Below are 22,035 nucleotides of genomic sequence, written 5' to 3' on the forward strand. Positions count from 1 at the left end.
CGGCGTATCCACGAGCCAAGGCATTGTTGGCGAATCCGGCGCAGTCGGTGACCGAGATTGGACTAGCGCTCGGTTTCAGCGAAACGAGCGCGTTCTCGTCAGCGTTTCGGCATACGACGGGGATGACTCCGACCGAGTATCGGCGCACCTGGGATAAGCCGCGAGCATGGAGGACGTGTTGCCAGTCGAGAACATAGGTCTGCGGTCGAGGGCTCTCGGACCGGGCGCTTCAAGACGCGTCTTCGTGCAACGCAGGTAGGACGATGTGAAGCGTGGCACCTCGAGGTTCGTTCCCGGCTGCCCAAATTCGTCCGTCGTGCGCCTCGACGATTGAACGACAGATCGACAGTCCGATACCCATGCCGGTGGTTTTGGTAGAGTGGAATGGCTCAAAGAACCGGTCGAGAGATTCCGATTTCAGTATCGGACCTGAGTCTCTGACCGTGAGCAAGATGGTGGTCTCTTGGTCTCTGCCAGTGCTGATCCGCAATCCCCGCGTTCCTTCGTCGACATTGCTCATTGCCTCGACGGCATTCATCATTAGGTTCATGACGACTTGCTGCAGCTGAACCCGATCTCCGCGGATCGGCGGCAAATCGTCCACGAGGTCTGTTTCAATCGCAACCCCGTTCTTCAGGATCTCGCCACGAGTCAGGGCGATGGTCTCCCTGATCAGTTCGTTGATATCCAGCACTTCCGTTCGCGTTGGCTGTTTCTTGACCAATGCACGGATCCGCTCGATCACCTGGCTGACCCGCCGCCCGTCCTTGATGATGTCGTCTAGCGCCTGTGACGAGCGCTCCAGATCAGGAGGCTCAGCCCTGAGCAGGCGCAACGCGGCATGCGCGTTCGTGACCAGCGCCCCAACGGGCTGGTTGACTTCATGCGCGATCGACGCTGTCAATTGACCGATGGTCGCGACGCGGTTTGCGTGCGCGAGCTCGGCCTGGGCATCACGCAACCTTTCGGAAGCCAGCATGTGATCTGTGAGGTCGCGGGCCAGCACGAGCACGCTCTCCACACGCTCCGTTTCCAGCCGCAGCGGTGAGTAGGTCGCGACCCAATATCTGCGGCCTCCCGGACTGTCGATCCATTCTGCAAAGCGGACCTCCTCGCCGGTAAAACAGCGATCCAGGTATGATTTGGCTTCTCGTTCAAACGCCTCCCATCCTATGACGTCACCGACGTGCCCCCCGATGATCTTCTCCACTGATATTTTCCAAAACCGCTCATGTGCCGGATTGACGCGCCGATACCGGTAATCCCGGCCGACGATGGATCCCATGTCAGGTATCGTCTCGAAGACATGTTGGGTGAGATATTCGGCTCGCTTGCGATCGGTAATGTCCTCACAGACGATCAGGAGGACCTGCTGCTGCCTGACCAGCATGCCTCTCGCTGTTTCGCGGACCCACATCATCGTTCCGTCTTTGCGCCGCTTGCGCGCCTCCCAGCTCGTCGACTGGCCGAGCTGTTCAAGACAAATGGCCGTGTTGCGCAGAACTGCGGGCCGATCGGCTTCGTAAAACACGTCGAGTGCCGAACGGCCCACCAGCTCGCCCGCCGAGTAGCCCAATTGGCTGGCGCCATGCGGATTCACGGACAGCACGGTACCGACAGCATCCAGCATGAAATACATAGTGGGATTGTGCTCGAACACTGCCCGCCACCGTTCCTCGCTGTCGCGCAACGCCTCCAGTGTCCGCTTTCGTTCCTCGACGTCGCTGGCGGTGCCGCTCCATTTCAAAATTGTTCCTCGCTCGTCTGGCAGCGGCATCATGCGAAGGGTGAACCAACGATAGTCCCCGGTGGCGCTTCGAAGGCGTCCTTCCCTCTCAAACGGCTGTCCAGCCGCCAGGCCGGCGCGCCACGCTTCTCGCGCGCGATCTTCCGGATGCAACGCATTCATCCAGCCGAGGCCGCGCAGTTGCTCCGCAGACAAGCCGGTATAGTCCCGGAACCGTTGATTGGAGAAATCGGCGGAGCCGTCCGATGCCATGTTCCAGACCAGGGCCGGAAGCCCGTCGAGAATATGTGTCAGCGCATCTCTGCTGGCCTTTGTCTTTGCCGTCAGGCCAGTGATGACCAATGCGGTGAGCAAGAACGCGGCCACTGTGATGATGTCTTCTGGATAATCGACACGGAAATCAAAAAGGGGAGCGGCAAAAAAATAGTTCAGGCACGCAACGGCGATGAAGGACAAAGCAATCAGCGAAATGAAGCCAGTCGAGAGAGACAGCAGAACAATCACAATCAAGAATATGAAAGAGGTTGAAACGAGACTGAGGTTCAGCCAAAAGCACAGCGCCGTTAGCGCTGCCAGGGCGATGAGGCCTAGAAAGAACCGTACTGCCTCATAGGTTGCACTGAGCGTCATTCCCATCACTCCGTTCCGGTAGAATGCTCGATCATAACTCCCGTGGGAGGGGCGGAAAGAGCAGGAAGCCTATACTGTCGGCAAAATCCGGAACGGGCGGGATTTGCCTATCTTGCGGTTTCCGTTAGAATATTGCGGTCAGATTAGGCCGCTCCCTTGAGGTATTTGTGACTTGCCTCCAACCTGGGACTGGTTGCTTATCATATCGGATGGTCGTGGCTGCATCGGATAGCGTCCAGTACGGCAGAACTGCCACGGGTCTGGCCGGTGGACCCAAACCCGGAGCGGCGCGGTGGCGCGCGGCCGGTAGGCCTCTTGGCGGCGTTGCGGCGGCCCCGCTCCGGCCTGGCGGCTGCAATTGCCTCAAAGGATCAGCCGGTCTGCAGTGTGAGGCGGCATGATAAGGCAGCACAGTTCCTCAGCAAAGCCCGCCGGGAGCACGGACCAGCCGACCGTCTTGGTCGTCGACGACGACGCCTCGATGCGCGAGGCGCTTGCGCTGCTTTTTTACTCGGTGCAATTGCGGGTCGAAGTATTTGCATCGGCACAGGAGTTCTTGCAGAGCGAGCGCCCGGATGTTCCAGGCTGCCTGGTACTCGACATTCGATTGCCCGGATTGAGTGGTCTCGACTTCCAGGCAGGATTGATGGACGCGAATGTTCGGATTCCAATCGTGTTTATTACGGGACATGGCGATATTCCGATGTCGGTGCGGGCCATGAAAGCCGGCGCCGTCGATTTCCTCACCAAGCCGTTTCGTGACCAGGATCTTCTTGACGCTGTCGCGGCTGCGATCCAGCGCGACCGGAAGCGGCGCGAACAGGAACATGCGATCGCAGACCTCAAGACGCATTTCGCATCCCTTACGCCTCGCGAGCGCGAAATCATGGCGCTCGTCGCGAGTGGCCTGATGAGCAAACAAATCGCAGCCCAAATCAATCTCAGCGAAATCACCGTGAAAGTACATCGCAGCCACATTATGAAGAAGATGGTAGCCAGGTCGGTGGCGGATTTGGTCAGAATGGCCGAAGCGCTCGGAGTGAAACCCGCCAATCTCCAAAACTGAGATACGGTCCCTATCGATACCCGAGTATAGTTCTCATCCGGAAATTCCGTCGTATCATAAGTTAGGCGGCGCCACATATCGGGGGTGCGATCTTGGCCGTTTGCCCTCGAACAAAAGGAAAGTCGCGTGGAGGAAGTCCCGATAATCTCGGTCATTGACGATGATGCTTCGGTGCGTACCGCGACTGCACGGTTGCTGGAATCACTGGGATTCTCGGCGCATGCATTTGCTTCAGCACGAGAATTCCTGTTGTCGCCTCGATTGCGCGAAACATCGTGCCTTATTGCGGATGTGGAAATGCCCGGCATGAGCGGCGTTGAGTTGCAAGAGTACTTGATTGCTCACGGCCATCGCACGCCGATGATCTTCATTACGGCGTTCCCGGAGGTTCGGATTCGAGAGCGAGTGATGAGGGCAGGGGCCGTCGATTTCTTGAGCAAGCCATTCGATGAGCCGCGATTGCGCGAATGTGTTGAGCGCGCTCTGATGAGGCGCCAGGACGGCCCGAGCGACACTTGATCAGGCCCTTGGCCACCGCTGGAGGCTCGCGCTAGGCGCTGAGGGCAAAAGGAGTCTACAGGTCCTGTGGCAGGACGGCGAACTCGTGTTCTGCAGAGAATGGCGCCCGGGCGATGACGGCAACGGCAGCGCCGTGTTGGCGGTGATGCTCACTGGGAAGCAGCCGTCAACCACCATCCTCGACAGCTCCGCCCATAAGTACGCATTGAAGGATCTTCGAGCGACCGTCAGCAGACCGGCGGATAACGTCTCTTGCGACACTGCGCCGTGCTGTGGCGTCTGATAACCTCATTTTTCTCTCTCTCTCTCTCTCTCTCTCTCTCCTTAACAACAGTAAACTCTAATTTAGTTGGAAGCCCGCAGCGCATCACTACATAAAAAGTAGCCGCGGCAATCGAGCCACCAGCTTGAGAGTCCTTTCATGTCCTGGAAGATACCAAAGATTGTCGAAGTGCGGGTCGGCATGGAAATCAACATGTACGCGTGTGCTGTGCGCAAACAGCGGCAATCGCTTGCAGCCGCCGTCAGGCCGACAAGCGCGCAATGACCGAAAGATCACTACGTCAGTCGGGGGATACGAAATTTCCAACAATAGCGATCGCCGCCGCGGGCAGCGAGGTCCCGAATGACGTCAATTGAAAAGACGGAAGAGCGGACGCCGATATCCCGTCTGTCAATTTCAAGTCTGTCCGCGCTCGGAATCGTATTCGGCGATATCGGCACAAGTCCGCTTTACACTTTCAAGACTATCCTTGACACGGTCGGAAAAGTGCCTGACGCGAGCAGCATTCTTGGCGTGCTTTCGCTAGTGCTCTGGACGCTCTTCATCATCACTACGATAAAATATGTGTCCTTGGCGATGCGCGTCGATAATGACGGCGAAGGTGGGATCCTGGCGCTGATGTCGCTGCTGGGCGTCAAGATGCAGCAGCGGGCGTGGATCGTCGCCGTCGGTCTGTTTGGAGCGGCTTTGATATACGGCGACGGAGCCATTACGCCAGCGATCTCCGTTCTCTCCGCGCTGGAAGGGCTGAATATGGCAGCGCCAGCCTTCCAGCCCTACGTGGTTTCGGCGACGGTCGCAATTTTAGTTGTTTTATTTGCCATCCAGTCCCAGGGAACCGCCACGATAGGACGAGCTTTTGGACCGGTGATGTTCGTATGGTTCATCGCCATGGCTTTCACAGGACGTTGGGTATCGTCCGGCACCCCACCATACTTGCCGCTCTCGATCCGAGGTACGGACTTACCTTTCTGTTCTCAAACGGCATGAAAGGATTTCTGATGCTCGGCGGCGCCTTTCTTTGCGTCACAGGCGCCGAAGCCCTGTACGCCGATATGGGGCATTTCGGCCGCGGGCCGATCCGGCTCGCATGGTTCGCAATCGTGTTTCCGAGTTTGACTTTGAACTACGCCGGACAAGCGGCACTCGTCCTCGAAGGCGTGCCGGCCGACGGGAACATTTTCTATCACCTGTGCCCACAGCCCCTGCTGCTGCCACTCATCGTTCTCGCGACCTTGGCCACCATTATTGCCAGCCAATCCATCATCACCGGCGCATTTTCGATGACGAGGCAGGCAATCCAGCTCGGCTGGCTGCCGAAGCTCCGAATCAAACAGACCTCGTCGGAGGGCTTCGGCCAGATTTATGTCGGCGTCGTCAACTTCCTCCTGATGATTGTAACGATCGGGCTGACCGTCGGATTTGGCAAGTCCGACAACCTGGCGGCCGCCTACGGCATCGCGGTGTCGTTGACGATGTTGATGACTTCAGCGCTGCTGTTCATCGCGATGCGGGAGGTTTGGCAATGGAGCCTGATCGCTGCCGGAACAGTTGCAGGAATCTTCCTGCTTATCGACGGCGCGTTCGTCATGGCAAATCTCACCAAGGTGGCCGAGGGGGGATATGTGCCTTTGCTTCTGGCAATCACCGTCTATGGCATAATGTGGATTTGGCATCGCGGAGCAACGGCCATCGTCGCCCGTGTACATGAGTCCCTCGTGCCGATCCCCGACTTCATGGCGGGGATAGAAGCGCGCAAGATTCCACGCGTGCCGGGTACCGCCGTGTTTTTGACCCGGACGACTCGCGACACACCGCCCGTGCTGGTTTGGCACGTCAAGCACAACCGGGTGCTGCACGAGAAAGTCTTTGTCTTGCGGGTCGAGATTTTGCCGGTCCCATGGCTTGCAGGGAGTGAGAGAACTACGGTTTCGGAACTGGCGCCGAATTTCTGGCGCGCAGAAGCGCGCTACGGGTTCATGGAGCGCCCGGAAATCCCTGCTGTCCTGTTGTTGAGCAAATCGCATGGATGCGCGGTCGACCTCAGTGATGTGACCTACTATGTCGGTCACGAGACCGTCGTGCGACGAGATGACGGGAAGGGACTGCCCGGTTGGCAAGAAAGGCTGTTTTCCTTGATGGAACGCAACGCCGCTCATGTCAGCGAGTTTTTTAGTCTGCCGAGCGATCAGGTCATTGAGATCGGACGCCAGATTTCGATTTAACCGTTTGCTACTTGGGCACAGCGTGACCCCAGCCATTTACCCCCAATCGGCTTCCAGCGCTGACCCACCGCTGGCGCTTGATGATCGTGCGGTGAACGGAAATGACGGTGGCGAAACTGATCTCATCAATGGCATGGTCGACCTGGGCGGCGGGGTAGCCAAGCGCACGCACTGCCTTTGACCGTCGAGACGGTGTGAGGATCGGCTTGCAATTTGCCGCATGCCTGTCCGCCTGCCGGACGGTTTCGAAACACTTGCTTCCCGACAATGTTCAAGATACGCATTCCCACTTCCTTTCTCCTATCTTAGTTCAGTTGACGACGCGCGCGAGCCACGCGCGCGCGCCTTGCAGAGTTCTGAAGTCGTCCAGGCTGCGAGCCGAGATATCGGGATAAGCGCCGGCTGCCATTTCGTTGAGTGCCCGGCCAGGGCCGAGTTCGAAGAAAGCGCTCGCTCCTGCTTCCACGCAGCCTTCCAGGCAGTGCGCCCACTGGACCGTGTGGGAGATCTGTTTGGCCAACTTGTTCAAGCCGGCTGAGATGCTGACAACGGGAGAGCCATCGATTCCGCTAAAGAGACGCACATTCGGGTTCGGCGAAAGTGTCGTCGGAGTTTGGTCTAGAACTTTGCGGAACTCCGACGAGGCCGCAGCAAGGCGTGCGGTGTGAGAGGCCACGTGCACCGCTAACCGAACGACGCGTACGGCGCCCATCCGTTTTGCGACATCTGCAATGATCTCCAGCGCGACACCGGCGCCGCCGAGAACGTAGGCGTCGCCGGGATTGACGATGGCGATCGCTGCATCGTGGCGATTGCACAGATCTTCAACAGCGCCGTAAGACAAGCCGCGGACGAACAGCAAGCCATCGCCAGGCCTGCTGGGCGCGTCCATGGCGTTGGCGCGTCGCGCCACAAGGTCGAGGGTCATCGTGGCGTCCATCAAGCCCGCGACACTCCAGGCCGCCACTTCGCCCACGCTGTAACCAGCAATAATCAGCCTGCGAGGCCACGCATCACGTAGGGCCGCCGTCGCAGCCAGCGCCTGCAACGTACAGAGAAGTTGTCCGACGCGGTTCTGGTGCAGAGTGCCTTCGCTATCGGTTTGAACCATTTCGCGTGGGTCGCGTCCGCCGAGCAGGGTCGCTGCGTGAGCAAAGAGGTTCGCGGCTTCCGGTGCGTCGCCGGTCAAGGCGAACATATTGGAGTGCTGCGGCCCCTGTCCGGAGCATAAGATGGCAAGGGTCATCGACAGCACCTCGTTAGGGAAAGGTATGCCGATGGTTATCGCCAGCGTTAAGATGCTGAACACCGTGCTGGCGATCACTATGGAGCCCACTTCCGCGGAGCCCAGGTGGATAGTTCACCCCGAACAGGATGCCGAAGAAACCCGACGGCGCAGCCGCCAGCAGAATGGATACCTTGGCAATCTCTGAGGGGACCGGAAGGGCGTGAACGATCGCGGCGACCAGCTGGGGCCGGACCACGTTGGCCGTCCCGATCGCGGCCACGACCTGCCGGTCCAGGCGGAGCGACTGGGCCGACAAGATCAGGCCCGTCAGGAACAGCGCCACGCCGCCCGCTGCCTGTCCGATAAGATCGAGGGAGGCTCCCGCGACGGCACCGAGATTCAATCCGGACAGCGAGAGCAGGATCCCCAGCGCGGGGGCAAGGACGCCGGGCTTGGTCAACGCGTGCCGCAGAGCCCGGCGCACCCGTGTGGCCGAGGTCTCGGCATCGTTCTGTCCTTTGCCAACGGACAGCGCGAGCAGCATCATCGAGGTGTCTATGGCCAGCGCGACATCGTGTTCCTCAATCAGTTCGAGCTGGACAAGCGCGGGCTTGCGGACGGCGATCGCGTCGATCTGGTGACCGTATCGACGGATGGAAGAGAGCGGCGGGTGCGCAACTTCCGCGTCGTCGGATATTCGTTCCCGAACGGCTGCTGCGCGGCCTACTACCCCGAGACCAATCCGCTGGTGCCGCTCTATGCGCACGATCCTCTCAGCTTCACACCGTCTTCCAAGGGCATCCCGGTCCGGATCGAGCGGACCGGCGCCGACGTGACGGACGAGTCCCCGCATCAGGATTAGAGCACAATGCAAAATGAGCTGCACAAGGCGTCGGTCTGGATCCTCGGGAAATGGCTCGGTGGGATCATACGCTACGACGATCGCGCGGATGCGCGAACCGATCTCGCCGAGTTTGGTGCGTTCGAGGCCAATCTCGCTGAAGTCACTGTGGTCGACCATGGTGCTGATTTCCTCATCTCCAGATGGGGCGCAGAGATTGGCATGCTTTGCGGAGGCAACCAGCGAAACCGGCTTCTGTCAGAGCTGCCGCGGCCGAGCCGCGGTCAGCTGCGACGGATCTGCGTGAGGGCAATGACGTCGAGGGCACCGGCCGCTGAAAACGCGATCTGGGCTGTTCGCGGCGGCATTTGGGAGTGTGTGATGCTGGCGTTGCCGGCCGCCGGCAGCGAAGACGGCGTTTCGCGCCTGCTGATCGGGTTGCTCTTCGCGCCTCATCCGCTGTTCCCTGATCCGTTCCAGCACGAAGATGCGGCGCGCGCGATTGCAACGCCATCGATCGACAGCTGAAGCGCCAGTTAGCGAATTGCGATCAGAGGAGTTGAAACGATGGAACCGAGCACAAACCTCGCCATCGGCATGGCTGCTGCCGTTTCGATTGTGGTCACTCCCGACATGACGGTCGGGTATTTCGTGCCGGGTATGCCACAGGTCTATGCGACCCCGATGATGATCCTGCACATGGAAATGGCCGCTGGCGTCGCGGTCGCTGCCGCTCTGCCCCTGGGCTACGTCAGTGTCGGCATGTCAGTTGATATCCGGCATCTGGCGGCCACGCCGATCGGCGGGCGAGTACGCGCCGTTGCGCGTGTCAAAAGCATCGACTCAAAGAGCGTACTCTTCGAGATCGAGGCGTGGAATGATCTAAGAAAGATCGGTGCCGGAACCCACCGCCGAGGGATCGTGAATGTCCCTGAGTTCGAGAGGCGGGCCGGCGTTCACCAGGCCGTGAGCTGACGCACGCCCCTTGCCGGGCAGCAAAGCGGTCATCTCGCAGGGCGCGCAGTGTCGAAGTCGACGGCGCCGCTTTCGCTGCCGTCGACCGGTTCATATCTGCAGATCGGGGACTGCCGTCACAGAAGCTCTGCGGCGGCCTCCTCGAGTTCGGATCGCGGGAGAATGTGGTTGCCGACGCGCCAGTTCCGGGGAGTGCATCCCGTGAACTGTTTGAAGACGGTGGTAAAGTGCGCTTGGGTCTGGAAACCGACCGAGAGCGCGATCTCTATGATTGGCATCGTGGTGTCCCGCATTAGCTCCGCGGCTCGCCGAATACGTCGCTGCAGCAGGAATTCGTGCGGGCGAAGGCCTGTGGCCACGCGGAATTGAGAGGCGAAGTGCATGCGGCTAAGTCCTGCGACCGCAGCCAGATCACGCGAGTTGATCTTCGAGGACATGTCGGCATCGATGTAGTCAATGACCCGTTTGAGTCGCCATCTCTGCAGCCCTTGGACGTGGCGGCCGCGAACGGAGGGTCGATCGGTCCCCTCAACGGCAATCCGTAGACCAAACTTCCTGACCGCAATCGCGAGCCGAAGCGACTCCATACATTGACGATCATTGTTGTGCGTGGCGACCTTTAGGGCCTCAAACAGCGACTGAACGACTTCATCTCCGGACCCCATCTCAGCGTGGACCGACGGCGGAGTCGACAGGTGACCACTTGCAATGGAAGCTGAACGTGCCGCCTCGTTCCCGCTTGGGGCGGAATGCGCGAACAACTGCCGAAGGGGATCGTGGGTCTGGACGGACATCTTGCGTCGCTCCGGAATAGAGAAGTGCTGTCAGGTCTTCATGATGTGGCGAGATGCCATCAATTCGGTGCGTGCGAGGCGATCTGGGCGCCGGTCGATGGCGTCAAACTGGCGGCGGCCGGCAGCGCGTGACGAAGGGAGGAGATTTCGTCCTCCTGCTGGCTCACCATTCGCCTTGCGAGCTGCCGAAGTTCGTCGTTGCGCCCGTACTTGATCTCCGCACGCGCCATGTCGACCGCGCCCTGGTGGTGAGGGACCATCACGTTGACGAAATCGCGGTCGATGTCGCCGGTCGGCGTCATCAGCATGCTGCGGTTCATGTTGCTCATCGCAAGATCGATTTCGAACAGAAACTGCTGCTCGTCCGCATCCGTCACCCTACGGGCCTCAGAACCGTGCTTTGGATCCTGCGCGAGGGCGAAGGATGTCGCCATGACCGATAGGCTGGTTGCCAGCGAGATAGCGCGTCTGCGTACGAAACCGCGGGAAAACAAGGGCACATCGAACTCCATGGCAAGCTAATGTGATCGGTGTCACGCGGACCAGTGCGTGTTGCTTCGCCTGAAGATGCCAAGGGGAATCGATCAGCTCAATTAAAACTGGATTTAAGGTTCGGCGAGCGAGCGAGCGCGCGCCGGCCGGTTAAACCCAAATTCAGATTTCTTAAGCCCAATTTAGTGGCCGCTCACCCGCGGTCTTCCTACAGTCGAGGTGCCGGACTCAACGTAGGAGCAGGAAATGCAGGCTCAGAATGCCACCGCCAATGTCACCGGAGTGCCAGTTCTGCAAACAGCTGGCATTCTCGCCTATTCGGCAGCCATCAAGCGCTTCGATTTCCTCGAGCGCAGCCGAGAGCAGCAGCTCGCGCAGCGTTGGCAGGAGCGGCGCGACAAGAGCGCGACTGACGAGTTGGTCACGAGCCACCTCCGTCTCGCTGCCAAGGTGGCACGAGGCTACAAGGGCTATGGTCTTCCGATCGCCGACCTGATCGCGGAAGCCAATTTAGGGCTGGTGATTGCCGCCTCCCGTTTCGAACCGGGACACGGTGCGCGGTTTTCGAGCTATGCGATCTGGTGGATCAAAGCGACTGTCCACGAATACATCTTGCGCTCATGGTCTCTGGTCAAGATCGGCACGACGGCCGCGCAAAAGAAGCTCTTTTTCCGGCTGCGCGGTGAAATAAGGAAGCTCGCGGGCGAGACGGCAGCCCTGACGCCCGAAATGGCGCAGGTCATTGCGGAAAAGCTTGAGGTGACCGTTCGCGACGTGACTGAAATGGATAGCCGGCTCTGTGGCGATCTTTCCCTGCATACCCGGGTTGGTGACGGCGATGGGTCGGCGGAATGGGAAGCTACGCTCGTCGATGAATCTCCGGACGCAGAGGAGATCGTGGTGGAGCACGACGAAGCGACACGCAGGTCAAGGGCCCTGCGCGCTGCGCTGGAGGTCTTGACGGGGCGCGAGCGGCGCGTGTTCGAAGCGAGACAGCTTGCGGAGCAACCGTTGACGCTCGAGCAGCTCAGCTGCGAGCTATCGATCTCCAGCGAACGGGTGCGGCAGATCGAGGCAAGCGCGTTCGCCAAGGTCAAGCGCGCGACGATACTAGCGGCCAGCAGGGCAGGCAGCGAAGCAATGGCTGCGTGAGGCGCACGGACATCGCGTGCCGAGCTCTGGTGCGCGCATGCTCATCTCGAAGTGAATAGGGATCGGCAGCCGATCACGGCTGCTCGAAACCTGACAAAAATGTGAAGTCGCGCGATAGCTTCGTCATTTCATGTTGCTACGCTCAAATCCCAACCTGGTTCAGCGGGCTGCCTGGCGACTTCGTGTCTCGTCGCGTTTTTCAGAACCGGCAACGGCGCAGGGATCTAGAATGGGAATTGTTCGATTTGCACTGCGGTTCCCGCACACCTTCTACGTGGTGGCGGCACTGATCCTGTTTCTGGGCGGTGCAGCGCTGTGGTCGATGCCGACGGACATCTTCCCGGAGATCCGTATCCCTGTGGTGACGGTCATCTGGCAGTACACTGGTCTATCCACCCCGGAGATGGAGCAGCGCGTCAGTACCTATAGCCAGTATTCCATCAGCGCCAACGTCAACGGCATCAAGAACATGGAGTCTCAGACCCTCAACGGTCTATCGGTAGAGAAGATCTATTTCCAGCCCGATGTCAATCTCGACCTGGCAATCGCGCAGATCGTCTCCGCAACCAACTCCATTCGTCGTTGATGCCGCCGGGCATCCAGCCGCCGATCGTCGTGCAGTTCAATGCGTCGAGCGTTCCCGTGCTGCAGCTCAGCCTGAATTCGGACAATCTCAATGAGCAGCAACTCTATGACTTCGGCATCTATCGTGTCCGGCAGCAGCTTGCGCCCGTTCCCGGTGTCACCTTGCCCACGCCTGCCGGCGGAAAGTACCGCCAGATCATGGTGGACATCGATCCCGACAAGCTCCTGTCCCGAGGTTTGACGCCGCTGGACATCGTCAACGCGGTCAACACCCAGAATCTCACGCTGCCCTCCGGCACCGCGAAGATGGGAGACATACAGTACACGGTACGCACCAACGCGACGCCGGCGACCATCGACGATCTCAATAAGATTCCGGTCAAGTTCACGAACGGCGCCACCATCCTGCTGAAGGACGTTGCCCAGGTGCGCGACGGTTCGATGGTGCAGCAGAACATTGTCCGCGAGGACGGCCGTCGCTCGGTCCTTCTCAACATCATCAAAAACGGTAACGCCTCCACCCTGGCAGTCGTCAACGGCGTGAAGAAGGCGCTGACTGCTGTTCGCGCTGCCGCACCTCCCGGACTCAAGATCACCGAGCTATTCGACCAGTCGGTCTTCGTCACGAATTCAGTGAATGGCGTGCTCCGGGAGGGGGCGATCGCGGCGGGGTTGACCGCCATGATGATTCTCCTGTTCCTGGGCTCGTGGCGCTCGACCTTGGTGGTGATGATTTCGATCCCGCTGGCGATCCTGTCGTCACTTGTCGTGCTCTACTTTCTCGGGGAAACGCTGAACACGATGACGCTGGGCGGCCTTGCCCTGGCGGTCGGCATCCTGGTCGACGATTCGACCGTCACGATCGAGAACACTCATCGGCTGTGGACAGAGGAGGGGATGTCGCTCGCGGACGCGACCTTGCATGGAGCGGCCGAGATCGCGGTACCCCACACTGGTGCACCCTTGCCATCAGCTGCGTGTTCACGTCGGTGGTGTTCCTGGAGGGGCCAGCCAAATACCTGTTTACGCCGCTGGGACTCGCCGTCGTATTTGCGATGCTTGCCTCCTACGGATTGTCGCGAACGCTGACACCGATCACGATTGGGCTGCTGCTGAAGGGCGAGCGCCGGCATGTCCACGGCGAGGTCCCAGGCGGGCTGTTCTCGCGCCTGTCCGGCGCCTTCGATCGCAGCTTCGAGCGGTTGCGTGAGAGCTATTCCCGGCTTCTCGGGGTACTGCTTCGACGCCGCGCCGTCGTGCCGATTGTCGCGATCCTGATGCTCAGCCTGGGCGCGGTGATGCTGAGCCTCGTGGGAAGGGACTTCTTCCCGTTGATCGACGGAGGCCAGATCCAGCTCCATGTCCGCGCGCCGGCGGGTACCCGGATCGAGAGCACCGAAGCCATATTTCAGAAGGTCGAGGACAAGATCCGCGAAGTCATTCCCGAGAAGGATCGCTCGCTCGTCGTAGACAATATCGGGCTGCCCGCGCGGGCGTATAATTTGGCCTTCGCCGACGGCTCGACGATCGGCATCAATGACGGTGTCGTCCTGGTCTCTCTCCGGGACGGCCACAAGCCGACAGCGGAGTATATCAAGAAGCTGCGTCAGGTCCTGCCGGCGTCGTTCCCCGAGGACACTTTCTATTTCCAGGCCGCCGACATCGTCACGCAGATCCTGAATTTCGGACTGCCGGCGCAGATCGACGTGCGAACCGTCGGCTATGGAGCCGACAATCTGGCCATTGCCAAGAAGCTGCAGAAGCGGCTGGCCGCCATTCCTGGCGTCGTGGATGCCCATCTCCAGCAGGAGATCGACGGTCCGGCGTTCTATGCGGATATCGACAGGACCCGTGCCGCCCAACTCGGCCTGAACGCCAGCACTGTTGCGACCAACATCAATGTCAGCCTCAGCTCGTCGGTACAGGTCTCGCCGAATTTCTGGACCGATCTGAGCTCCGGCATCCCCTACTATCTCGCCGTGCAGACGCCGGAATACAAGATCGATTCGCTGAATGCGCTGGCCAATACGCCCGTGTCCACGTCACTCGCTGCGAGTGGTCAGACGGTGCCGGGCATGCTCGGAAACATCGCAACCTTCAAGCGCGATACAGTGCCGACCAACGCCAATCAGAGCAACGTCCAGCCGGTTTACGAGGTCTATGCCAGCGTGCAGGGTCGCGATCTCGGCAGCGTCGCAGCCGATCTCGGCAAGGTCACCGCCGATCTTCAAACGCAACTCAAGCCCGGCAATTCCATCCAGGTTCTGGGCCAGATCCAGAGCATGAACGACTCATTCCGGGACCTCGGCATCGGCCTCGTATTCGCGGCAGTGCTCGTCTATCTGCTGATGGTCGTGAACTACCAAGGCTTTGGTGAGCCTTTCGTCGTTATCCTGGCGTTGCCCGCGACGCTGTGCGGCATCGTGACCATGCTGTTCATCACCGGGACCACGCTCAATGTCCCATCGCTGATGGGGGCAATCATGTCCGTGGGTGTCGCATCGGCGAACTCAATCCTGCTGGTGACGTTTGCGCGCGAGCAGCAGTTGAAGGGCCATTCCGCCTTTGAGGCTGCATTGAGCGCCGGCCGCACCCGCATCCGGCCAGTGCTGATGACGGCTGCCGCGATGATCGTCGGTATGATCTCAATGGCGATCGGCGGTGCCGGCGAGGAGCAGAACGCGGCACTCGCTCGCGCCGTAATAGGCGGACTGCTGTTTGCAACGCCGACGACCCTGCTCATCGTCCCCTATCTGTTTGCCATGCTGCGCAAGGGCAATGACGGAAAGCCGCAGCATGGCGTGTTCGAGGAAACGCAGGCATGACTGAGATCGATGTGAGTCCCGATCGCCCGCTCCACGACCTCGATCTTCCGGACGATGCGGATAGGCCTCTGCTGCGGGCCGAAGGCCGGCTCAAGCGGCGATTCAGAGCGGCCGTGTTTGGGTCAGCGGCGCTGCTCTTGCTTGCTGGAGGGCTCGCTGTGGGTGGCTGGCGCCACTATCAGGCCGAGCGCGCGCTGGCCGCGACGTCCGAACAAGCGCGTATGCTTGTGCCGGAGGTCCGCGTCGCGACCGTCCGCGCCGGTGACCGCAAGATAATCGTCACCTTGCCGGCGACAACGGCAGCCTTCGAAGCTGCCAACATATTTGCCAGGACCAACGGTTACATCGAAAAGCGCTACGTCGATATCGGCGATCGCGTCAAGGCGGGAGCGTTGCTGGCCGAGATCGTAGCGCCCGAGTTGGACCACCAGATCGCGCAGGCCCAGGCTACCCTGGCGCAGACCCAGGGAACTCTTCAGCAGACGCAGGCGAGCCGTGAACTCGCCGAGGTCACCAACGCGCGCGACAGCGGTCTCGTCAAGCAGGGATGGCTGACCGCCCAGCAGGGCGATAATGACCGTCTGACCCTGCGCGCACAGCAGGCGGCCGAAGCCGTGGCGAAGTCGAACATCGCTGCTCAGCAAGCTCAGATCAAGGTTCTGGAGCAGGACAAGGCCTATCAGCGCGTAGTGGCTCCGTTCGACGGCGTGATCACCCAGCGCAACATCGACAATGGCAGCCTCGTGCAGGCCGGTTCGACATTCATGTTCACGTTGATGTATGCGAATGTCATCCGCACGCAGGTGTTTGTGCCGCAGGACGAGGCGGTCGGAGTTCAGCCGGGTGTCGATGCGGTCATCCGGGTCCCGGAACTGCCTGAGCAGGCGTTTCCGGGAAAGGTTACGCGGATTGCCACCGCGCTTCAGCCCGGGAGCCGAACGTTGCTGACGGAGATCGACGTCCCCAATCCGGAGGGCGCGCTTCAGCCGGGCATCTATTGTACTGTCGAGCTGTCCATTCCGCGCAAGACGCCGTCGTTGATCGTGCCGGCCGACGCCGTTGTCTTCGACGAGAACGGCCTGCATGTTGCGGTCGTGGAAAATGGGGTCGTTCACATGCAGAAGATCTCGATCGCACGCGATTTCGGCACGCGGGTCGAGGTGCACGATGGCGTCAAGCCGGGCGATCAGGTGATCCTCAACCCGATGCTGAGCCTGACGGAGGGTAGCCGAGTTTCTGCTCACGGGTCGCAGACGAGCTGACTGCCAAACCCCGACGAGGCGACGATCGACAGCATGGCGTGCTGGATCGCAGCCTGATACTCCGCGAGCATGTTTCCGCGAATTGTCGACGGTGACCGCCAGGCGATCTGGTGAGAGCGCCTCCGTATCCAATGTCAGCGAGGCAATGCGCGCCTTGGCCCGGTTCGCGCAATTAAGTAATCGTAAGCGACTCACGGCTCATTGAGCGCCTGTGAGCAAGTCTTGCATTCGCTTCCGCTACATCGATCCGCACCTCCTTCATAGGGCAACACGTTCGTTGCATTTGAATGGAGAAGGTTGATGACGATGTTGAAGATTCTATCGGCGGGGCTGATCGCGACTGCGATGTTCACGACGGCCGCCAATGCACGCGAGACTTACGCGAACAAAGGCCACATCACCGAGCGCGCTCATCACCCGAGCGTGTCTCGGTTTGCAGAACCTTTTGGCGCCAATGAGGCCGTGCCCTCGGAGCCGCCTGGTGGCATCTGCGATCACGGTGACAATCCGCAGGTTTGCTGATGGGCAAACCAAGGAGGAAGGCGGCATAAGCCGACTGCGCAGCCGCGGGCGGTGCGATCGTCTCTTGCCCGCGTCCACATGTTCAGGTCGCGCCCGATTCTCATCCTCGAGGATGAGATTAGCCGCTAAGAATCCAAGAATGCTGACTCACTCTGCGGGACACGGCCCGGCGCAGCGTCCCGGACCGCGCCCGCGAGCCCGACCAGTGGGTTCAGTCGACCGAGTTATCGAGATTGCGCTTAGCAGCCAGCAGGCGGGGATGCTCCCGCCGCCGCAGCAGTGCCGCTGGTGAGGGGACTAGCTGGACCCGGATTAGCGAGGTCCATCGATATGCTTTCGGAACATGCGCTCGTGTTCGGGGTGGGCATCACGCTCCGGGCGGGGCTAATGCTGGTGTCGGCGGTGTCGGCTTCGATCGCCGGCGGTTGAATGGTGCCGGGGGCAGGGGTTGACGGGATATCAGACGTTGACGCCGGCAGAGCCGCTGCATTGGTCAAGGTGCTTCCGGGTGCCGACGTGCACGAGCTTCCGGGAGTTGAGCTGCCGAGTAGGGACGCTGGCGCCACAGTGCCTGTTGTGCTGCCGGTGACCGTGCCGACGATGGTCACGGGCATGGCCGCCGGCAAGGTCGGCGGCAGGCTTGTAGCGGTCATCGGCGCAGCCAGCCCCGTCATGCCAGTGATGGTCCCCATTGCGCCCATCGGGCTCGTTGCACTCATCGCCGCGGTGGGGCTCGCAGAAACGCCGCTGCTCGTGGCGGTGACGCTCTCCACGGATGGTGAAAGCTCCACCGCGGTCGGCGCACAATTCACGCTTGTTCCTGGAAGTGTGGGGTCTTGTGCCAGTGGGGGCGAAGCCAGCGTGGTTGCTGGCGCACCGGGAATGGTCGAGGCCGAGAAAAGGCTCGTGAACGGGCTTGGCCCAGCCAGCGGGGACGACACGATCGCGCCCGGTGTTGTCGGAATGGCCATGGCGGTCGTTCCCATGGTCGAGACTTGTGCCAAGCAGCCGCTGCCGCTCAGCAGGAGGGCAGTCGTCGCGCAGATGAGCGTACGCATTCAAAATTCCAGAGGTTCGATTGTCGAGATGAGACGTAAGTGCTGAGGCCTGTAGATCCAATTCACGTTCGAGAGCGGAGATTGATGGCTCCAAGTAGTCGGCTGCCGGCAGCGCCGGTGATGCGGGCCCCTATGCGCGGCGCTCGATCACGATGTCCGGGAAATCCTGACGGCCGGCCGAGAGACGGCGAATCCAAATGTAATTGCTGCGCAAGATGGCCACGCGAATGACAAAGCAGCTGGTGCAGTAGTTTCGAACAGCAAACAGGGTGCGCCGCAGGTTGCGGCAGCACCCCGTATGACGCTTCGCGATGCCTTGCGCTCAGCGGTATCTCGGCCCGATAGGGACGTTGCGGCCCGCGAACACGGGAGCCGCGCCGCCGGCGCGCTCGAGGCCCATCCTGCCTGCCGGCGTCAAGGCGCCGCCGTTCAGGACATCCCGGTTGGGATACATCGATGCGTACGCCGCTGGCTCCTGGTCCGCGAAGGACCACGCTGCAAATGCGGATGGGATTGTCGCCGTCGAGATCAACGCCGCAGCAATCAGTGTCTTGAACATAGTCATCATCATTCTCCATTGTTTCATTCGTGCGGAGAATTCGCGGCCCGCGATCACTGCTGCTCTCCTTGTTGCGTTTCCCGAACCGAATGTTCTTGATGTGTCTGATGTAGGCATTTCCATCGACGACCGAGCATCGTCGCAATCACTCTTCCGAGAAGGCGAAATACGCTTGCAGCTGTGAACGCGCCGATGTCGAATCTGTATTCTTTGTCATGATCGCTCTCGCCATCGTGCTCGGCGACTGGCGTGCCTGAGGCCTACTTCGAATTCAGTTCACCTCAACCCCCGGAGTATGAATCATGAGGCTGTTCTCCCCGCTTTGCGTCGCACTTTGTCTCGTCCTCTCCGCCACCACAGCATTCGCCCGCGGCGGCATGGGATCGATGGGATCGCACATGTCCATGGGTGGCGGCGCGCTCGGCACGAGCGCTGCGGCGCCGGGAACGAATTCACTAGGTACCGCGCTGCCCTCATCCGGGACAATCGGTCATGCCATGAAAGGCCCGCTGCTCGGTACGAACGCTGCCATCGACAAGGAGGATGCGCGAGTTGAGAAGATGCTGGAGGGGTCGATCTGTCGCGGATGTTGAACCCATGCATCTCTCAGGCCAAATTGATGATACCCGCTCTTCTCGTTCTGCTGGGGTGTGAGCTCGCCGGCAACGCGCTCCACCAAATGATTGGGCTTCCCGTACCGGGGCCTGTGATCGGCATGTCAATTCTGGCCGCCGCGCTGGCTTTCAGAAAAGGAGGCGCGAGCTCCGGGTCGCCGATCACGTGCAGCCTGCAGCAGACCGCCGAAACCCTGATCCGTCACATGGGACTTCTGTTCGTGCCGGCGGGTGTCGGCCTGATCGCGGAGATCGGCGTGTTGCGGTCGGCATGGTTGCCGATTGCGGCCGGCCTGATCGGTTCGACGTTGCTGAGCCTGGCCGTCACTGGCCTCGTGATGCACTGGAGCATTCGCCGCCGCGCCGCGCGGCGATCGCCAGACACCGTGCACGGTCTGGAGCAGGGTTGATCCAAATCGGACCGCTGCCAATGATTGCAATTGACCATCTCTGGAATTCGCTTGCCACGACGCCGTTGGTTTGGCTCGTCGTAACGCTGGCCGCTTATACGGCCGGCAACGCGCTGCAGCGGGCTTGCCGAGGGGCGACGTTGGCGAATCCGGTGCTGATAGCCATCACTATCGTGGCTGCCATCGTCTTCGTGACCCGCACCGACTACACGGTCTATTTTAAGGCGACCCAGTTCATCAATTTCCTGCTCGGACCAGCAACCGTCGCCCTGGCCATTCCGCTGGCGCGAAGCGCCCGGCTCGTGAGGGAGAATCTTGCGGGCGTCGGACTGGCGCTGTTGGCGGGCTCCGTGACATCGACGATCAGCGGCATTGGCCTGGTGTGGTTGTTCGGAGGTTCACGCACGGTTGCGCTTTCCATGGCGCCGAAGGCCGCGACCACTCCCATCGCTGCCGCGGTGTCGAGCCAGATCGGCGGTATTCCGGCCCTGACGGCCGCGCTCGCGATCGTCGGCGGCATCGTGGCGGCCGTTGTTGGTCGGACGATGCTGACCAGGCTGAACGTCAACGACTGGCGGGCCCGTGGCCTCGCAGCAGGAGTTGCCGGAAGCGGCATTGCGGCCGCCCAAGTAGCCGAGCGCAACGAGCTTGGAGCCGCATTTGCCGCGCTTGGCATCGGGCTCAACGGCGTACTGGTTGGTATCGTCGTGCCGCTCGTTGCGCAGTATTGGAGGTCATGAGATCGATCGTTCGCGCCACCCGAGGCGATGCCGGCAACGTGATACGCGGCGCGACTGCCCGGATTGGGATGATCAACGGCACGTCCTACCTCCGGGAATGAGCAATTGGAGAAAAGTTCGATGCGTTCTCTCTTGACTGTTGGCTTTCTGATTTCGCTGACCGCCTGCGCAAGCGCGGCCCCCATCCATGGTACGCACGCATGGCATCGGGCCGTGGCTCATCATGGGCCGGTCGTGTCACTGGGTGACTTCGTCATCCCGAGGGGAGCCTATGCAGGCCCTCGGCCGCCGATCTATTACAACGATACGCCCAGCTACAACGATCCGTCCAAGTTCGGCGGCCAAGCGCTCGGGATGGACCCGTAGAGCCCGGCCCGTTCGCCCGCTGTGCCCGGTCTGATGCTGAAGGAAGATGCTCGGAGCGACTCAATGCGTTGTCTACTAGTGTTTGGTCTTTTGCTGGCTTCGTGTGCGACTGCTTCCGCTGCAACGCACCGTCCAATTCGTCCGGCAGCGCGTCTGCACGTGCAGAAACATCGACCGGCAAATCCAAGCGCGGCATTGCCTGCCGGGCCACGGTTCGCCGTCCCCGGCTGGAGCAATGAAGACACCGAGCGCTGGCTGGACAACGCCAGTTCATCCTGGTCGCAGGCCTGACGTTAGTTGGGTCCTTCGTGCTGCGAGCTAGTCGACGTGTAGAAGCGCGTTGCCGCCTATGTCTTACGAGAGAGGACCTTATCATGACGACCAGCCACTTCATGACCGCCGCCTGCCTAACCTTGGGGCTCGCGGTCGCGCCCCTTGCTGCGGAAGGGAAGAACTACACGTCTTTGAGGCACGATGTCTCGACAATGCAATCTGCTGCCTATGGGACGTCCGGGCTGTCGACACCGCCGTCCGAGACCTATGGGACGTCCGGAACGTCTGTCGGGACTGTCACCGCACCCTCGGTGGGATCGTACAACTGGCCTTCGGTGGGCGTGACAAACGCAGTGCCCACTTGGCGCAATACCAATCCTCCTGTTCGCAGGTAGCGAGAACTGCCGCCACATCTCGAAGCTCGTTGCGGAACAGGCGCTCCGTCGATGAGCGCGAATCGGTCTTGAGCGATGGTCTGGCCGAAACGCGACGACTCGCATGCCTTGTGGTGTCATCATCGTGAGCTGAGTCCTCACGCGAGGTCGGCCGCCGTGCGAGCGAATGAATTCGTATTTAATCGAAATCTGAGCGCGGACTCTTACTTCCACTCTATTGGCACCGTTGCGCGCGGTTCCTAAACCACGTTGCGCGGCCCGTGATTTATTGTCGAGTGGCCGCCAAAAGTCGATCGTCGGAAGTGTCGCGCCCCCGTGCTGTAAGCAGCCTAGGAGTTCTGGCAATGTGCTCTCTTCATCAATTGAACGCCTTTGCGGCATCATCGAGAGGCGAAGGTCTTCACCCGAAGTTGCGCGCACTGCTCGAGCGGGCGGCCGCATCGCCGTTTCGGAGGTCTCGCTGCGCCATGATGG

Annotated in this window: 23 protein-coding genes and 2 pseudogenes; 20 read left to right on the plus strand and 5 right to left on the minus strand. The window is 60.7% G+C overall.

Going from position 1 to position 22,035, the window contains the following annotated elements:
* Positions 1 to 23: 23 nt before the first annotated feature.
* Positions 24 to 197, plus strand: coding sequence for a helix-turn-helix domain-containing protein (locus ACVWYI_RS10905; protein ID WP_456661963.1), 174 nt, complete (start codon positions 24 to 26; stop codon positions 195 to 197).
* Between the two features lie 32 nt (positions 198 to 229).
* Here ACVWYI_RS10905 and ACVWYI_RS10910 read toward each other — a convergent pair whose 3' ends face one another.
* Positions 230 to 2,377, minus strand: coding sequence for a PAS domain S-box protein (locus ACVWYI_RS10910; RefSeq protein ID WP_456661964.1), 2,148 nt, complete (start codon positions 2,375 to 2,377; stop codon positions 230 to 232).
* Positions 2,378 to 2,774: 397 nt separating this feature from the next.
* On the opposite strand from ACVWYI_RS10910, the gene ACVWYI_RS10915 reads away from it, so the two are divergent.
* The 6 genes and pseudogenes from ACVWYI_RS10915 (at position 2,775) to ACVWYI_RS10940 (ending at position 6,651) form a co-directional block, all read left to right on the plus strand.
* Positions 2,775 to 3,443, plus strand: coding sequence for a response regulator transcription factor (locus tag ACVWYI_RS10915; protein ID WP_456661965.1), 669 nt, complete (start codon positions 2,775 to 2,777; stop codon positions 3,441 to 3,443).
* A 126-nt stretch (positions 3,444 to 3,569) separates the two neighbouring features.
* On the plus strand, positions 3,570 to 3,962 hold the full coding sequence (locus ACVWYI_RS10920) for a response regulator transcription factor (protein ID WP_456661966.1): 393 nt from the start codon (positions 3,570 to 3,572) through the stop codon (positions 3,960 to 3,962).
* 421 nt (positions 3,963 to 4,383) lie between these two features.
* Positions 4,384 to 4,461, plus strand: a pseudogene (gene pqqA / locus ACVWYI_RS10925) (pyrroloquinoline quinone precursor peptide PqqA); the annotation flags it as partial.
* A gap of 126 nt (positions 4,462 to 4,587) precedes the next feature.
* Positions 4,588 to 5,235, plus strand: coding sequence for a KUP/HAK/KT family potassium transporter (locus ACVWYI_RS10930; protein ID WP_456661967.1), 648 nt, complete (start codon positions 4,588 to 4,590; stop codon positions 5,233 to 5,235).
* A complete protein-coding gene (locus ACVWYI_RS10935; protein WP_456661968.1) occupies positions 5,124 to 6,470 on the plus strand; it encodes a KUP/HAK/KT family potassium transporter in 1,347 nt (448 codons plus the stop codon). The genes ACVWYI_RS10930 and ACVWYI_RS10935 overlap by 112 nt, the downstream gene beginning before the upstream one ends.
* 22 nt (positions 6,471 to 6,492) lie before the next feature.
* Complete coding sequence (locus ACVWYI_RS10940) at positions 6,493 to 6,651, plus strand: hypothetical protein (RefSeq protein WP_456661969.1); 159 nt, start codon at positions 6,493 to 6,495, stop codon at positions 6,649 to 6,651.
* Between the two features lie 129 nt (positions 6,652 to 6,780).
* Here the strand turns inward: ACVWYI_RS10940 and ACVWYI_RS10945 are convergent, their stop codons facing one another.
* Positions 6,781 to 7,794: a malonate decarboxylase subunit epsilon gene (locus ACVWYI_RS10945; RefSeq protein ID WP_456661970.1), complete on the minus strand. Its 1,014-nt coding sequence runs from the start codon at positions 7,792 to 7,794 to the stop codon at positions 6,781 to 6,783.
* Positions 7,730 to 8,719: an AEC family transporter gene (locus ACVWYI_RS10950; RefSeq protein WP_456661971.1), complete on the minus strand. Its 990-nt coding sequence runs from the start codon at positions 8,717 to 8,719 to the stop codon at positions 7,730 to 7,732. The genes ACVWYI_RS10945 and ACVWYI_RS10950 overlap by 65 nt, the downstream gene beginning before the upstream one ends.
* 201 nt (positions 8,720 to 8,920) lie before the next feature.
* On the opposite strand from ACVWYI_RS10950, the gene ACVWYI_RS10955 reads away from it, so the two are divergent.
* Both ACVWYI_RS10955 and ACVWYI_RS10960 read left to right on the plus strand, forming a co-directional pair.
* A complete protein-coding gene (locus ACVWYI_RS10955; protein WP_456661972.1) occupies positions 8,921 to 9,067 on the plus strand; it encodes a hypothetical protein in 147 nt (48 codons plus the stop codon).
* A 39-nt stretch (positions 9,068 to 9,106) separates the two neighbouring features.
* A complete protein-coding gene (locus tag ACVWYI_RS10960; RefSeq protein WP_247376741.1) occupies positions 9,107 to 9,514 on the plus strand; it encodes a thioesterase family protein in 408 nt (135 codons plus the stop codon).
* A 116-nt stretch (positions 9,515 to 9,630) separates the two neighbouring features.
* Here ACVWYI_RS10960 and ACVWYI_RS10965 read toward each other — a convergent pair whose 3' ends face one another.
* Together ACVWYI_RS10965 and ACVWYI_RS10970 are read right to left on the minus strand one after the other, a co-directional pair.
* Positions 9,631 to 10,308, minus strand: coding sequence for a helix-turn-helix transcriptional regulator (locus ACVWYI_RS10965; RefSeq protein ID WP_247821126.1), 678 nt, complete (start codon positions 10,306 to 10,308; stop codon positions 9,631 to 9,633).
* Positions 10,309 to 10,367: 59 nt separating this feature from the next.
* Positions 10,368 to 10,685 carry a DUF305 domain-containing protein gene (locus ACVWYI_RS10970; RefSeq protein ID WP_456661973.1) on the minus strand — a complete coding sequence of 106 codons (318 nt, stop codon included), beginning with the start codon at positions 10,683 to 10,685 and terminating at the stop codon, positions 10,368 to 10,370.
* A gap of 361 nt (positions 10,686 to 11,046) precedes the next feature.
* Between ACVWYI_RS10970 and rpoH the strand changes: the two genes are divergently transcribed.
* The 11 genes and pseudogenes from rpoH to ACVWYI_RS11025 all read left to right on the plus strand — a co-directional run bounded on the left by rpoH (position 11,047) and on the right by ACVWYI_RS11025 (position 21,561).
* Entirely contained in the window at positions 11,047 to 11,952 is a 906-nt protein-coding gene (gene rpoH / locus ACVWYI_RS10975; protein WP_456661974.1) for an RNA polymerase sigma factor RpoH, read from the plus strand.
* Positions 11,953 to 12,181: 229 nt separating this feature from the next.
* A pseudogene (locus ACVWYI_RS10980) lies at positions 12,182 to 15,362 on the plus strand (efflux RND transporter permease subunit).
* Positions 15,359 to 16,624, plus strand: coding sequence for an efflux RND transporter periplasmic adaptor subunit (locus ACVWYI_RS10985; RefSeq protein WP_456661975.1), 1,266 nt, complete (start codon positions 15,359 to 15,361; stop codon positions 16,622 to 16,624). Before ACVWYI_RS10980 ends, ACVWYI_RS10985 begins: the two are co-directional and overlap by 4 nt.
* Positions 16,625 to 16,924: 300 nt before the next feature.
* Positions 16,925 to 17,146, plus strand: coding sequence for a hypothetical protein (locus ACVWYI_RS10990; RefSeq protein WP_247376753.1), 222 nt, complete (start codon positions 16,925 to 16,927; stop codon positions 17,144 to 17,146).
* Between the two features lie 600 nt (positions 17,147 to 17,746).
* Positions 17,747 to 18,250: a hypothetical protein gene (locus ACVWYI_RS10995; protein WP_456661976.1), complete on the plus strand. Its 504-nt coding sequence runs from the start codon at positions 17,747 to 17,749 to the stop codon at positions 18,248 to 18,250.
* Between the two features lie 397 nt (positions 18,251 to 18,647).
* Positions 18,648 to 18,947 carry a hypothetical protein gene (locus ACVWYI_RS11000; protein ID WP_247376757.1) on the plus strand — a complete coding sequence of 100 codons (300 nt, stop codon included), beginning with the start codon at positions 18,648 to 18,650 and terminating at the stop codon, positions 18,945 to 18,947.
* Between the two features lie 118 nt (positions 18,948 to 19,065).
* Positions 19,066 to 19,356: a hypothetical protein gene (locus tag ACVWYI_RS11005; RefSeq protein WP_247376759.1), complete on the plus strand. Its 291-nt coding sequence runs from the start codon at positions 19,066 to 19,068 to the stop codon at positions 19,354 to 19,356.
* Positions 19,357 to 19,382: 26 nt separating this feature from the next.
* Positions 19,383 to 19,787 carry a CidA/LrgA family protein gene (locus tag ACVWYI_RS11010; RefSeq protein ID WP_256474587.1) on the plus strand — a complete coding sequence of 135 codons (405 nt, stop codon included), beginning with the start codon at positions 19,383 to 19,385 and terminating at the stop codon, positions 19,785 to 19,787.
* A 20-nt stretch (positions 19,788 to 19,807) separates the two neighbouring features.
* Entirely contained in the window at positions 19,808 to 20,527 is a 720-nt protein-coding gene (locus ACVWYI_RS11015) for an LrgB family protein (protein ID WP_456661977.1), read from the plus strand.
* Between the two features lie 234 nt (positions 20,528 to 20,761).
* Complete coding sequence (locus tag ACVWYI_RS11020) at positions 20,762 to 20,893, plus strand: hypothetical protein (RefSeq protein WP_456661978.1); 132 nt, start codon at positions 20,762 to 20,764, stop codon at positions 20,891 to 20,893.
* A gap of 374 nt (positions 20,894 to 21,267) precedes the next feature.
* Complete coding sequence (locus tag ACVWYI_RS11025) at positions 21,268 to 21,561, plus strand: hypothetical protein (RefSeq protein WP_247376767.1); 294 nt, start codon at positions 21,268 to 21,270, stop codon at positions 21,559 to 21,561.
* Positions 21,562 to 22,035: the final 474 nt, after the last annotated feature.

Source organism: Bradyrhizobium sp. LB13.1, assembly GCF_054056815.1.

Coding starts and splice junctions, on each gene's coding strand:
- ACVWYI_RS11015 (WP_456661977.1), top strand. CDS start 19,808: ATGATTGCAATTGACCATCTCTGGAATTCGCTTGCCACGACGCCGTTG.
- ACVWYI_RS10955 (WP_456661972.1), top strand. CDS start 8,921: ATGCTGGCGTTGCCGGCCGCCGGCAGCGAAGACGGCGTTTCGCGCCTG.
- ACVWYI_RS10930 (WP_456661967.1), top strand. CDS start 4,588: ATGACGTCAATTGAAAAGACGGAAGAGCGGACGCCGATATCCCGTCTG.
- ACVWYI_RS10990 (WP_247376753.1), top strand. CDS start 16,925: ATGACGATGTTGAAGATTCTATCGGCGGGGCTGATCGCGACTGCGATG.
- ACVWYI_RS10965 (WP_247821126.1), bottom strand. CDS start 10,308: ATGTCCGTCCAGACCCACGATCCCCTTCGGCAGTTGTTCGCGCATTCC.
- ACVWYI_RS10995 (WP_456661976.1), top strand. CDS start 17,747: ATGGTCACGGGCATGGCCGCCGGCAAGGTCGGCGGCAGGCTTGTAGCG.
- ACVWYI_RS10910 (WP_456661964.1), bottom strand. CDS start 2,377: ATGACGCTCAGTGCAACCTATGAGGCAGTACGGTTCTTTCTAGGCCTC.
- ACVWYI_RS11010 (WP_256474587.1), top strand. CDS start 19,383: ATGATACCCGCTCTTCTCGTTCTGCTGGGGTGTGAGCTCGCCGGCAAC.
- ACVWYI_RS10935 (WP_456661968.1), top strand. CDS start 5,124: ATGGTTCATCGCCATGGCTTTCACAGGACGTTGGGTATCGTCCGGCAC.
- ACVWYI_RS10950 (WP_456661971.1), bottom strand. CDS start 8,719: ATGGTCGACCACAGTGACTTCAGCGAGATTGGCCTCGAACGCACCAAA.
- ACVWYI_RS10985 (WP_456661975.1), top strand. CDS start 15,359: ATGACTGAGATCGATGTGAGTCCCGATCGCCCGCTCCACGACCTCGAT.
- ACVWYI_RS11025 (WP_247376767.1), top strand. CDS start 21,268: ATGACGACCAGCCACTTCATGACCGCCGCCTGCCTAACCTTGGGGCTC.
- rpoH (WP_456661974.1), top strand. CDS start 11,047: ATGCAGGCTCAGAATGCCACCGCCAATGTCACCGGAGTGCCAGTTCTG.
- ACVWYI_RS10960 (WP_247376741.1), top strand. CDS start 9,107: ATGGAACCGAGCACAAACCTCGCCATCGGCATGGCTGCTGCCGTTTCG.
- ACVWYI_RS10915 (WP_456661965.1), top strand. CDS start 2,775: ATGATAAGGCAGCACAGTTCCTCAGCAAAGCCCGCCGGGAGCACGGAC.
- ACVWYI_RS11005 (WP_247376759.1), top strand. CDS start 19,066: ATGAGGCTGTTCTCCCCGCTTTGCGTCGCACTTTGTCTCGTCCTCTCC.